9 protein-coding genes are annotated in these 12536 nt (G+C 70.3%); all 9 read right to left on the bottom strand.

The features are described from left to right. Nucleotides 1-49: 49 nt before the first annotated feature. The 9 genes from O9344_RS19695 to O9344_RS19655 all read right to left on the bottom strand — a co-directional run bounded on the left by O9344_RS19695 (nt 50) and on the right by O9344_RS19655 (nt 12534). Nucleotides 50-1699: a methyl-accepting chemotaxis protein gene (locus tag O9344_RS19695; protein ID WP_298481279.1), complete on the bottom strand. Its 1650-nt coding sequence runs from the start codon at nt 1697-1699 to the stop codon at nt 50-52. Between the two features lie 192 nt (nt 1700-1891). Continuing rightward, nucleotides 1892-3811, bottom strand: a complete 1920-nt coding sequence (locus tag O9344_RS19690; protein ID WP_298481277.1) for an aminopeptidase P family protein — start codon at nt 3809-3811, stop codon at nt 1892-1894. Nucleotides 3812-3823: 12 nt separating this feature from the next. After that, on the bottom strand, nt 3824-5221 hold the full coding sequence (locus O9344_RS19685; RefSeq protein ID WP_298481275.1) for an FAD-dependent oxidoreductase: 1398 nt from the start codon (nt 5219-5221) through the stop codon (nt 3824-3826). A gap of 7 nt (nt 5222-5228) precedes the next feature. Then, a complete protein-coding gene (locus O9344_RS19680) occupies nt 5229-5825 on the bottom strand; it encodes a cysteine hydrolase (protein WP_298481273.1) in 597 nt (198 codons plus the stop codon). Further along, entirely contained in the window at nt 5825-7870 is a 2046-nt protein-coding gene (locus O9344_RS19675) for a hydantoinase/oxoprolinase family protein (protein ID WP_298481271.1), read from the bottom strand. Before O9344_RS19675 ends, O9344_RS19680 begins: the two co-directional genes overlap by 1 nt. Further along, the gene (locus tag O9344_RS19670; RefSeq protein ID WP_298481268.1) at nt 7867-9519 is read right to left on the bottom strand and encodes a hydantoinase B/oxoprolinase family protein; all 1653 of its coding nucleotides are present in this window, start codon (nt 9517-9519) and stop codon (nt 7867-7869) included. The genes O9344_RS19675 and O9344_RS19670 overlap by 4 nt, the downstream gene beginning before the upstream one ends. Beyond that, on the bottom strand, nt 9516-10406 hold the full coding sequence (locus O9344_RS19665) for an oxaloacetate decarboxylase (RefSeq protein WP_298481266.1): 891 nt from the start codon (nt 10404-10406) through the stop codon (nt 9516-9518). Before O9344_RS19665 ends, O9344_RS19670 begins: the two co-directional genes overlap by 4 nt. A gap of 11 nt (nt 10407-10417) precedes the next feature. Further along, the gene (locus O9344_RS19660) at nt 10418-11821 is read right to left on the bottom strand and encodes an MmgE/PrpD family protein (RefSeq protein WP_298481264.1); all 1404 of its coding nucleotides are present in this window, start codon (nt 11819-11821) and stop codon (nt 10418-10420) included. Nucleotides 11822-11832: 11 nt separating this feature from the next. Beyond that, nucleotides 11833-12534, bottom strand: a complete 702-nt coding sequence (locus O9344_RS19655; RefSeq protein ID WP_298481308.1) for an ABC transporter ATP-binding protein — start codon at nt 12532-12534, stop codon at nt 11833-11835. Nucleotides 12535-12536 lie beyond the last annotated feature (2 nt).

Raw genomic sequence — 12536 nt, 5'->3', positions numbered from 1 at the left:
CCCGGGCCAGGGCCCGGGCATCTCACGATTGGGACGATGTCGAGGCGCGTCAGGCGGCCTTGACGTTGGTGAGGAAAGCGCCAACCGCCTGGCGGAGGCCGGAAATGTCGGTCTCCAGGCCCTTGGCCACATCGTTCAGGGCGCCCATGGCCGAACCGGTGGCGCGCAGGCGCTCCGACACGTTGCCGATGGACTGACCGGCCTGCTGGGCGACCGCGGCGGTGCTCTCGACGCTGATGCCGATCTCACGGGTCGCCATAGCCTGCTGGTCGATGGCGGTGGAGATCGCCTCGCTGGCGCGGCGCATCCGCTCCACGGTCTCCGTGATGCCGCCCATGGAGGCAACGGAGCGGCCGGTGGCCTGCTGGATGGCCGAGACCTGGCCGGCGATGTCCTCGGTGGCGCGGGCGGTCTGCGAGGCGAGCTGCTTCACCTCCTGCGCGACCACCGCGAAGCCCTTGCCAGCCTCGCCGGCGCGGGCCGCCTCGATGGTGGCGTTCAGCGCCAGCAGGTTGGTCTGCTCGGCGATGGCGCGGATGAGCTCGACCACGGCCCCGATCTTCTCGCCCATGGCGGCGAGGCCCGACACATCGGTCGCGGCGGAATCGACCGCCTGGGTCGCCTCGGAGGAGACCTTCAGGGCCTCCTCGGTCTGACGGCGGATCTCGACGATGGCGGCGTTCAGCTCCTCGGTGGCGCCGGCGATGCCGGTGACACGCTGCAACGTCTCCTCGGTGGCCTGGACGGTGTCACGGACGCCGGCCTCGGCGGCCTCGCCCGCCTGGCCGACCGTGCCGCTGGCACCGGTGACCGAGACCGCGCGGGAGGCGACGCGATCGAGCACCGAGCCGATGGCCTGGTCGAACTGGGCGACTGCCTGCTCCATGCTGGCGCGGCGCGTCATCTCTGCGGCGCTGCGCTGGTCCTCGGCGGTGCGCATCTGGGCGCGCTCGGCGAGGCTCTGGGCGAGACCGCCGACGGCGCGTGCAATGAGGCCGATCTCGTCCTGGCGCGCCGCATGGCGCGACATGTCGACCTGACGGTCCTCGGCAAGGCCGTCGATGGCGGCGGCCGCCTCGCGGACGGGTTTGAGGAAGTGGGTGAGGAGGAAGAAGACGCCGAGGGCCGCGACGAACGCGAGCAGGCCCATGGCGATGATGACGCCCTCACGCATGTTGGCGGCCGAGGCATCGGCATCAGCCTGGCTCACGCCGGCGCCGAGAGCGCCGAGTACGCGGTTGTCGGGGGTGACGATGGGGACGTACCGGGCGATGCGGGCGATGCCGCCAACGGTGATGTAGTCGGTGAGCACCTCGCCGCGGCCGATGGCCTGGGCAATGGGCGAGGTCGCGGGGATGCGATTGCCGAGGACTCGGTTGCCCTGCTGGTCGCGCACCGAGGAAGAGTAGCGGATGAGGTCGCCGGTGGCAGCATCGCGCTGGAAGAGCGAGGAGCCATCCGCGGCGTGGTCGACGATGCTGTGATCGCCCTGGGCCGGCAGGCCGGTGGCGCGGATGCGCAGGACCGGACCGGAATTGCCACCGGCGCGCTCCATCTTGCCGCCGGAAAGGGCGAGCTCGGCGGCCCGGCTCATGTGAATGCTGCGGTCACGGACCTGACCTTCCACGATCTCCGCCATGCGGGCGTTGATCTGGGTGACGGCGTAGAAGCCGGCCCCGAGCGCGACAACGGAAATCACCAGCGCGGCAAGCGCGGCGACCTTGGCGGCCAGAGGGAGGCGGGAGAGAAACTGTATGTCAGCCCCGATGGTTCAACTTTTCGCGAAAACCATCGGGGGAATTCAGTTAACAAAACGGTACGGGGCGACCACTTCGTGTGCAAATGCGCCCTACGGCAGGTATATTCCGCAAGGTCATGCAACCCTACGATGTCACAACGGCGCTGTCATTCGCTCCAGCCAGGCCTTGTCGGCGCCGGTGAGGCGCGGCCCGAGCTTGCGCCGGACATCCGCATGGTAGGCGTCGAGCCAGGCGCGCTCTTCCACCGTCAGCAGTCCCACGGCGATGGCCCGACGGTCGAAGGGGCAGAAGGTGATCGTCTCGAATTCAAGGAAACCGGGCATGGCGCTCTCGCTGACCACCACGAGGTTCTCCAGCCGGATGCCATGCGACCCCGTCTCGTAATAGCCGGGCTCGTTCGAGAGGATCATGCCGGGCTCCAGCGGCACCTGCGACAGGGGCGAGATGCGGCCGGGCCCCTCATGGACGCCGAGATAGACGCCGACGCCATGGCCGGTGCCATGGTCGAAGTCGAGGCCCGCCTGCCACAGCGCCCGCCGGGCGAAACCGTCGATAGCGATGCCGCCGGTGCCCTTGGGAAAGCGCGCGGTGGCCACCGCAATGTGGCCCTTGAGCACGCGGGTATAGTGCTCCTTCAGCCGCTTCGGCACGCTGCCCACCGCGATGGTGCGAGTGATGTCCGTCGTGCCATCGAGATATTGCGCGCCGGAATCGATGAGCAGGAAGGTGCCCTTCTCGACGACCTTTTCGGTCTCCGGCGAAGAGCGGTAGTGGACGATGGCGCCGTTGGACCCGGCGCCGGCGATGGTGGTGAAGCTCGCGCCGCGATGCAGCGGATCGGCGCCGCGGATCTCCTCGAGCTTCGCCATGACGGCGAGCTCGCCCTGTCCCACCGCCTTGGTATCGATCCAGCGCAGGAACTTCGCCATCGCCGCGCCGTCGCGCAGATGCGCCTTGCGGGTCCCCGCGAGCTCGACCTTGTTCTTGCGCGCCTTCGGCAGGACGGAGGGGTCCTGCCCCTCGACCAGCGTCGCACCGGCGTTTTTCAGCGTCTCGGCGATCCAGGCCGTGGCCGTTTCCGGCTCGATGGTGACGGCCTTGCCGGCAAGGTCCTGCAAGCCCTCGGCGAAGGCGCCGATGGGCCTGACCGTGACGCCGTTGCCGAGATGGGCGGTGAGGCCGCCCGTGAACTTCGCCTCGTCGACGAACCAGGTGGCGTGACCGTCGGCCGCGAGGATCACGAAGCTCTGGACCAGCGGCGTCGCCGGCGTGTCGCCACCGCGCACATTGAGCAGCCAGGCGATGGAATCGAGCTGGTTCAGAACGGCCGCCGCAGCACCGCGTGCCGCGATGTCGGCGCCGATCCGGGCGCGCTTGTCGGCGCTCGCCTCACCGGCGAATCTGACGGGATAGGCATGGATCGCCGCAAAGGGATCGCCCGGCTGGTCCTTCCAGATGGAATCGACGGGGTTCTCGTCGACGGCGACCAGTTCCGCGCCAACCTTGGCGAGGGCGGTGCGCCAGCGCTCCGCCTCACGCATCGGCGTGACGCGTGGGTCGAAGCCGACGCGGTCGCCCTTGGCCACTTTCTCCGCCAGCCACTCGATCGCGGGCGGCTTCTTGAAGTGCCGGCAGGTGATGACGGAGGCGTCGGTCTCGGCGGGCGCCTGGAGCGTGTAGCGGCCGTCGACAAAGAGCGCGGCCTCCTTTTGCAGCACGATGACGAAGCCGGCCGACCCGGTGAAGCCGGTGAGCCATCTCAGCCGCTCGGCGCGGGCGACGATGTATTCGCCCTGGTGCTCGTCGGCGCGTGGCACGAGGAAGGCGGCGAGCTTCAGCGCCTTCAACCGCTTCTGCAGCGCCGGGATGCGGGCAGCGTCACGGGCAAAGGAGGGCTCCGGCACCTTGGCGAGGGCGGCGGCGATCGCCGTGCGTTCGGCCGCTGACGCGCCGGGGCAGGCCGCCGTCATCCAGTCCCCGGGGTCCTTGGCGGCCGGGGTGGCGCGCACACGGGCGAGGACGGGCTTCAGGGCCTTGAGATCGACGGGCATGGCAAACTCGGGTCAGGCGCGGGCGAGCCGGGCCGCCTCCCCTCCGGCGATGCGTCCGAGCACCACGGCGGTCAGCAGTCCGTTGCCGGAAAGATAGCCGGATGCATCGGGTCCCGACACCCCCACCGCCGCGCCCCCTGCCGCAAAGAGGTTGGGCAGGAGCGAGCCATCGGGACGGCGCACGCGGGCGCTCGCATCGACGGCAAGGCCGCCCTGTGTGTGAAACAGCGCGCCCGTCACCTTCACCGCGCAATAGGGCGGCACGAGATCGGCGGCGCCGCTCCAGTCGCGCCCGAAGGAATCGCGGCCTCCACGGCGCTTGAGATCGGCGACGGATTCGAGAGTCGCGCGAATCACTTGCGGCGGAATGCTGAGGCGCGCCGCCAGTTCATCCGATGATTCCGCTTGAAGGACAGCGCCGCCCGCCTCGGCACGGCGGAAGTCCTCGAACTGCCGGGCGATGCCGGCGATGCGCGCGTCGAAGATGTCACAGGCGATGCCGCCGGGCTGGCCGAGCACGGCGAGGGCCGCCTCCGAATAGCCCGAGGCCTCGTTCCAGAAGCGCTCGCCGGCCGTGTTCACCTGGAAGCCGCCCTCCATGACGACGGCCCAGGAGACGAGGATGCCGTGGGGATGGGCGACGGAGCCGTGGCCCTGGTGGCCGCCCATGTGCTTCAGCTCCGCGCCGAGCGCCTGCCCCCAGAGCACCGCGTCGCCCTGGTTGCCGGGATGGCCGAAATAGAGCGCGTCCTTCAGCGCCGGGATGTGCTCGGCGACGAGGGTCTTGTTGCCGCCATAGCCGTTGCAGGCGAGCACGAGGGCGTCGCAGCCGATGCGGTCCGCGCTGCCGTCGGGCCGGGTCACCACGAGGCCGCGGACGCGGCCGTCAGGTCCGGCGATGAGGGCCGTGGCGCGCGCCTCGGTGACGATGTCGATCGCTGCCGCCTCGGCCGCGGCGCGCAGCCGGTCGATGAGCTCGGCCCCGGAGCGCGAGGCGAGGCCATGCATCCGCCGCGCGGAATGGCCGGGATAGGAGAAGTCGGCGATGACGGTAAAGGCGAGGCCGTGGCGCTCGGTCAGCCAGTCGATGGCCGGGGCGGCGCCCTCGGCCACGGCGGCGAGGACGGTCGGGTCCGCCTCGCCATGCGCCTTCGCCTGGATGTCGGCGGCGAAGGCGGTAACGCTGTCGGCGATACCGGCGGCCCGCTGGGCCGCGGTGCCCGGGGCGGGGATGAGGCCGGCCGAGAGCGCGGTGGAGCCCTGGGGCAGCGCGTCGCGCTCGAAGACGATCGGCTCGACGCCGGCTTCCTTGGCCGCCAGCGCGGCACAAAGGCCCGCGGCGCCACCGCCGACGATGGCGACCGGGACAGTCAGGTCGAAGGGCAGGTCGTCGGTCAGGATGCGGGACATGGCGCTCTCACCCCCCGATCTCCGCCAGCAACTCTGCCACGGTCGCGATCCGCGCCACCGGCCTGAGGCCCGCAATGGCCTCGTCGTGCACCTTCGGGGAAAAGGCGGCGCAACCGTCCTCGATCACCGTCACGTGGAAGTCGCGCACATGGGCGTCGCGCACCGTCGAGGCGACGCCGCCATTGGTGACTATGCCGCAGGCGAGGAGATGGTCGATGCCGGCTTTCTTCAGGACCCATTCCAGCCGCGACATGTAGAAGGCGGAATAGGCGACCTTCTCCACCTTGATGTCCATGGGCTGGAGAGCGTCCACAGTGTCGTGGCCCCAGGAGCCCGGCACGAAGTCGCCCTTCCTGAGGAACGGCCGGAGCTTCTTGAGATGGTCGGAGATGAAGGGCTCGCCGCCCTTACCCGGGACCAGGGTGAAATGGGTCGACACGATCCAGCCGCCACCGGTGCGGATCCTGTCGGCCAGCGGCTTCAAGCGGGCGGGCAGCGCCGCGATCTCCGGCGCGGACTGGCCGGCACGGCCATAGGCGCCATCGGGGTGGAGGAAGTCGTTCTGCAGATCGCAGATCAGGAGGGCGGTGCGGGCAAGGTCCATCAGACGCGCTCCAGGACGATGTTGCCGAAGGCATCGACGCGGCCGCGCTGGCCGGGCGGCACGAGGATGGTCGCGTCCGGCTGTTCGAGCACGGCCGGGCCCTCCACCACCGCGCCGACGGGAAGGTCGAGGCGGGCGAAGACGGCAGCCTCGCGCCAGCCGCCGAACCAGACCTTGCGGGAACCGGTGCGGGCGCCCTCCAGCGTCGCCGCGGCGGCGGGAGCGAGCGTCGTCAGGTCGATGGGCGGGCGACGGCCGATGGCGGTGGTGCGCAGGTTGACGATGCGGATGCCAAGGCCCGGCAGGAGCCGCGAAAAGGCGCGCGAATAGGCGGCCTCGAAGGCGGCGCGGACGACGGCCTCGGTCACACCCGTCGTGCCGTTCGCCAGTGTGACAGGCAGCGGCACGGCCACCGTATGGGTCTGGCCGAGATAGTGCATGTCGAGTTCGTAGGTGACGTCGATCCGCCCGACGGTGAGCCCGGCGCCGGCAACCACCGCATGGGCGGCGGCCCCCTCCTCCGCCATGCGGCGGTCGAGGGCGCTCGCATCGAGCCCGTCGAGCGTGAGGTTCAGGGTCTGCACCTGGTCGTGGCGGATGTCCGCCATGACGCAGCCCATGGCCGAGGTCACGCCGGGGAAGCGCGGCACGAGCGCCGCCTTCAGGCCTATATCGGCGATCATCGCGCCGGCATGGAGGGCACCGCCGCCGCCGAAGGGCACGAAGGCGAAGCGCGCGGGGTCATGGCCGCGCTCCACCGAGACGAGGCGGATGGCGCCAGCCATGCGGGCATCGGCGACGCGCACCACGGCTTCCGCCGCCTCTTCCGGCGACAGGCCGAGGCGATCGCCGACATGGTTCGCCAGCGCCTGCCGGGCCGCCTCGACATCGAGCCGCTTGAGCTTGCCGCCGATGGGGCGGTCGGCATTGATGCGGCCGAGGACGATATTGGCGTCGGTGAGCGTCGGGCGGTCATTGCCCTGGCCATAGGCGACCGGACCGGGGCGGGAGCCGGCGCTTTCCGGGCCGACCTCGAGGAAGCCGCCGCGGTCGACGCGGGCGATGGAGCCGCCGCCGGCGCCGATCGTGGTGATCTCGATCATCGGCGAGCGGATGACGAGGCCGAAATCGATGGTGGTCTGGGCCGCCAGCGCCGCCTCGCCGCCCGCGATGAGCGACACGTCGAAGGAGGTGCCGCCGAGATCGCCGGTGATGATGTCGGGATAGCCGGCGGCGGTGGAGATCGCCGCCGCGGCGATGACGCCGGCCGCAGGTCCCGACAGCGCCGTGCGCACGGGCAGGCGCCGCGCGGTCGCCGTCGACATGACGCCGCCATTCGACTGGACGATGTGGAAGGCGCCGGTGAAGGCCTCGCTGGCGAGCGCCGCCTCGAGCTTGGCGAGGTAGGAGCCGACGACGGGCTGGAGATAGGCGTTGAGCGCCGTGGTCGAGGCCCGCTCGAACTCGCGGATCTCGGGCAGGATCTCGGATGAGACCGAGACGTGGTCGTTCGGCCAGACGGCACGGGCCGCCGCCGCCGCCGCGCGCTCGTTGGCGGGGTTGGCATAGGCGTTGATGAAGAGGATGGCGAGAGCGGTGGCGCCCCCCTCGACCAGACGCCTGGCGGCAGCAGCGACCTCCGACGGGTCAACCGCCTGCCGCACCGTGCCATCCGCCAGCGTCCGCTCGGCCACCTCGACGCGCAGGTCGCGGTCGGCGACGGGGATGAAGTCACCCCACAGGCCCCAGGTATTGGCGCGGTCGCGGCGGCGCATTTCCAGGACGTCGCGGAAGCCGGCCGTGGTGATCACGCCGATGCGGGCGCCCTTGCGCTCCAGCAGCGCATTGGTGCCGACCGTGGTGCCATGGACGATGGAGCCGAGCGCGGACAGCGCCCCGAAGGTCTTCAGGCCCTCGAGGAAGCCGACGGCCTCGTCGCCGCGGTTCGAGGGGACTTTGGCGGTGCGGAACGTGCCCGCCGCCTCGTCGAGAAAGAACAGGTCGGTGAAGGTGCCACCGACATCGACGCCAACGAGCGTGGTCATGCCTTGGCTCCCGTCACATAGCCGAGGCGCAGGTCGCGCTCGCTCGCGGCCGGGTCACGGGTGGCGGGATCGCCGAAGCCGCCGCCACCGGGCGTTTCCAGGCGGACGCGGCCGCCCTGGGCCAACTTCACGCCGGTGACCTTTGAGGCCATGGGCGGGGTTCCGGTGGTCTTGCCATCCGTCCAGGAGAAGCGGTTCAGCGCCCCTGCCCCGCCGCCATTGACGCCGAAGGGCGCATAGCGGCCGCGCTCGCCGAGAAGGAAGACTTCGGCGCCGCGCGCGTCCAGCACCTCGATCTCATAGATGGCGCCAAGGCCGCCGCGATGGGCCCCCTCGCCGCCGGAATCCGGGCGAAGCGCCCACTGCGTGAACATGATGGGATATGCTGCCTCGAGGATCTCGACCGGTGGCATGGTGGCCGTCGAGATCGGGTTGTTGGCGTGGTTGAGGCCGTCGCTCTCGGGATTGCCGCCGAGACCGCCGCCGAAGAAGTTGAACATGACCCAGCGGCTGCCATTGGCGCGGTGGCCGGCCATGGACAGCGCATTGATCGTGCCGAAGGGCCCGGCGGTCGCCCGCTCCGGGACCGCCTTGGCAAGCGCGCCGAAGACGACGCCGATGAGGCGCAGGATGGTCTCGGTGTAGCCCGCCATGGGCTTCGGCGCCTTGGCCCCCAGCAGCGTCGTATCGGGGACCACGAAGGTGATGGGCTTGAGGCAGCCGGCATTGGCCGGCACATCGGTGAAGACGTGCTTCAGCGCCACGTAGCAGGCGGCGATGGTGGTCGGCGTCGAGATGTTGATCGGGCCGGCGCAGGGCGGCGAGGAGCGCGAGAAATCGAGCACCATGGTCTCGCCGGAGATCGTCAGGTCGAGAGCGACGGTGAGCCGCTCGTCGACGATGCCGTCATTGTCGAGATAGTCCTCGAAGGCATAGGTGCCGTCGGGCAGCGCGGCGATGGCCTCGCGCATCAGCGCCTCGGCGCGGGCCGAGAAGGCGTCGAAGGCCTCCTCGATCACCGCCTGGCCATAGTCGCCGAGCAGGGCCTGAAGGCGCTTCTCGCCGAGGTCGAGGGCATTGAGCTGACCGTTGAGGTCGCCCCAGTTGGAATTCGGCAGTCGGGAATTGGCCGCGAGGATGTCGAGCACGTCCTGGCGCGTCTCGCCGCCGGCTATGAGCTTCACCACTGGGATGAGCACGCCCTCCTGGAAGCTCTCGGTCGCGACCGGGTTGTAGCCGCCCGGCACGTTGCCGCCGACATCAAGCCAGTGGCCGGCGGAGGCCAGCCAGCAGAACAGCGCGCCATCGCGGAAGACCGGCCGCACCAGGCGGAAATCGTTGAGATGGGTGCCGCCGGCGTAAGGGTCGTTGAAGATGAAGGTGTCGCCGGGCTTGAGGCCGCCTTGCGCCTTCACCTTCTCGATCACCGCCTTCACCGCGAAGGCCATGGCGCCGACGAAGATCGGCAGACCCTTGGTGCCCTGGACGAGCGTGTCGCCGGTCTCCCGGTGATAGAGGCCGTGGCAGGCGTCGCGCGCCTCGGCGATGATCGGGTTGAAGGCCGAGCGATAGAGCGTCGCGTCCATCTCGTCGGCAATCTGCTCAAGCCGGCCCTTGAGGACCGCGAGCGTGACCGGATCGAGGCTCACGCCTCACCCCCGGTCGTGTCGTAGCGCTTGCCGATGGCGAGGAGGTCGCTGGTGCCGACGATGTCGGCGAGCTCGTCGAAGTCGTACATGTCCTCGCGGATCGGGTCGGTCGTGCCCTCGGTGCGCAGCGTGTCGTAGAAGCGGCGGGCGGTCTTGGCCATGGCGCGGACGACGCCGGCGGAGAAGACGACGAGGCTGAAGCCCATGGCCTCGAGATCGGCGACCGGGGTCATGGGCGTGCGGCCACCCTCCACCATGTTGGCCATGAGCGGGCGCAGCTTGCCGAGCCGCTGCGGCACGGAGGACAGCTCCTCGCGGGTGCGCGGGGCCTCGACGAAGATGATGTCGGCGCCGGCCTCGGCATAGATCTCGGCCCGCTCGAAGGCGCGCTCGAAGCCCTCGACGGCGCCCGCATCGGTCCGGCCGATGACGAGAAGCCCGTTCTGGCGGGCATCCACCGCCGCCTTGATCTTGCCGACCATCTCATCGGTCGGGACCACGGCCTTGCCGCGCAGGTGGCCGCAGCGCTTGGGGAAGGTCTGGTCCTCGAGCTGGATCGCGGCTGCCCCCGCGCGCTCGAAGTTGCGCACCGTGCGCTGGACGTTGAGGGCATTGCCGAAGCCGGTATCGCCGTCGACGATGAGCGGCACCGAGACCTTATCGGCGATGCGGGTGATGACGTCGGTGACGTCGTTCATGGTGGTGAGGCCGATATCCGGCATGCCGAGCCGTGTGTAGGCGATGCCGGCGCCCGTGAGGTACAGCGCCTCGAAACCGGCGCAGACCGCGATCTGGGCCGTCAGCGGATCGACGGCGCCGGGGGCCAGCAGGACCGGACGCTGGTCCAGGCGCTGCTTGAGCCGCGCGGCGGGACTGGTGGAACTCATGGCATGTCTCCTCAAGCGACCACGGCGAGCGCCACGAGGCGCGCCGGGTCCATGTCTCCATCGAGGGCCCCGGCCGCCGTCCAGATGCGGCGGGCATGGGCCTCGCCCCAGACCGGGGCGGTGATCTCGACGAATTTCGCCTCCACGTCGGAGGCCGAATAGGGATTCTCGGTGTCGCCGCGATTGGTCGTGGCGAGGGCAGTGAAGCTGCGGCCGTCGGCGAGGCGCAGCGTCACCCGCGCGGGCCTGGCGGCGGGGAGCATGGCGGTGAGCGCCGGATCCTCGGTGACGGCGACGCGGTTCGCGAGCGCGCGGGTGACCCGGTCGCCGCGGGCCTCGTCGCGGAAGGCGGCGATGGTGGCCGCGCCGTTGACGAGGGTGGTGGCCAGCGCGAAGGGCAGCGAGAACTTCGCCGCCAGCATGGAGCGCGGCTCGGGATCGTCGAGCTGGGCGGCCCAGACATAGGTCTCGACATCGATGCCGAGCACGTCGCGCGGGTCGACCGGGCCGCTTGCCTCAAGGATCTCGCCGAGCGCATCGAGCGCCGCATGGGTGTAGCGGCAGGCGGCGTGGCGCTTGAAGTAGTTGCGGGCGATCTCCCAGCGGGTGCCGAGCTCCTCCACCATCGCCTCGGGGCGGAAATCGGTGGCGGCGACCGTGTCATAGACGGTGGCGACGCCGTCGCGCTCGCCGGTGAGGCCGGAGGACATCATCTCCCAGGCCCAGAGGCCGAGCTTGTTGGAGAAGCCGGCATAGCTGTTCCGGATCGTCGCCCCTTCCAGCATGGTCTTGCGGCTGGTGGTGAGGCCGAGCGAGGAGGCGATGTTGATGGTCGCGGCCATATCGGCCGCATCCGCCTTGTGGAGCTTGGCCACCGCCAGGGCCGCACCGACAGTGCCCCAGGTGCCGTGCGGGTGCATGGTGACGACGAGCTTCGAGGCGATGCCGATGCGCGCGCCGATCTCGTAGCCAAGCGCGACCGCAACGATGAGGTCACGACCATCCGCGCCGCAGCGGACGGCGGTGGCGAGCGCGGCCGGGACCACATGGATGCCGGGATGGCCGCGGGCGTACTGGTTGCCCTCGTCCAGCTCCAGCATGGTGCCGGCGATGCCGCCCATAAAGGCGGCGTTGGAGGGCGACAGGCTCACCCCCGCACCGATGACCGGTGCCGGGCCGGTGCCTTCGAGCCGCGCCAGGCGGTCGAGCAGCGCCCGCATCTCCGGCTCCGCCATGCCCGCTGCGATCGCACCGATGCTGTCGGCGATCACGCGCTTGGTGCGCTCGACCACCTCGGCCGGCAGGTCCTCGAAGGTGAGGCGTGCCGCGAAGGCAGAAAACTCGGCGAGCCAGGGCGAGCGGGGCTCGGCGGCGAGTTCGGTGGCGGTCTTCACGCCGGGTGTGACAATGGCCATGGCGCTTCCCCTCACATCCCCAGGTAGGCCTTGCGGAGCTCGTCGCTGGCCGCGAGGTCGGAGGCCTTGCCCTCGAGCGCAAAGACGCCGTTCTCGAGGATAAAGGCCCGGGAGGCGATCTCCAGCGACTGCACAACATTCTGCTCGACCAGCATGACCGCCAGCCCGTCCGCATTGATGCGGCGGACGAGGGTGAACATCTCCTCAACCAGCAGCGGCGACAGGCCGAGAGAGGGCTCGTCGAGGATGAGGAGCTTGGGTTCGGCCATGAGACCGCGGCCGATGGCCAGCATCTGCTGCTCGCCGCCCGAGAGCGTGCCGGCGAGCTGGGAGACGCGCTCCTTCAGCCGCGGGAACGTCTGGAAGACCTTGTCGAGGTTCGCTGCACGGGCGGCCTTGCCGCGCCGGTAGGAGCCGAGCACGAGATTGTCGCGCACGGTCATGTTGGGGAAGATCTTGCGGCCCTCGGGCACGTGGACGAGGCCGCGCGAGACGATGTCGCCGGGGGCGGCGTTGGTCACGTCCTCGCCGAGGAAGGAAATGCTGCCGCTCGCGGCCTTCACCACGCCCGACAGGACCATGTTGAGCGTGGTCTTGCCGACGCCGTTGGAGCCGAGGACGGCAACGATCTCGCCCGGCGCCACGCTCATCGAGAGGCCGCGCAGGATCTCGGTTGCGCCGTAGCCGGCGCGCAGGCCCGAGACGGAGAGGATCG

This window comes from Phreatobacter sp., from assembly GCF_027532945.1.
Classification (GTDB): domain Bacteria; phylum Pseudomonadota; class Alphaproteobacteria; order Rhizobiales; family Phreatobacteraceae; genus Phreatobacter.
The sequence above is the reverse complement of the archived record's forward strand: the minus strand, read 5'-3'. Positions and strand labels throughout refer to the sequence as shown.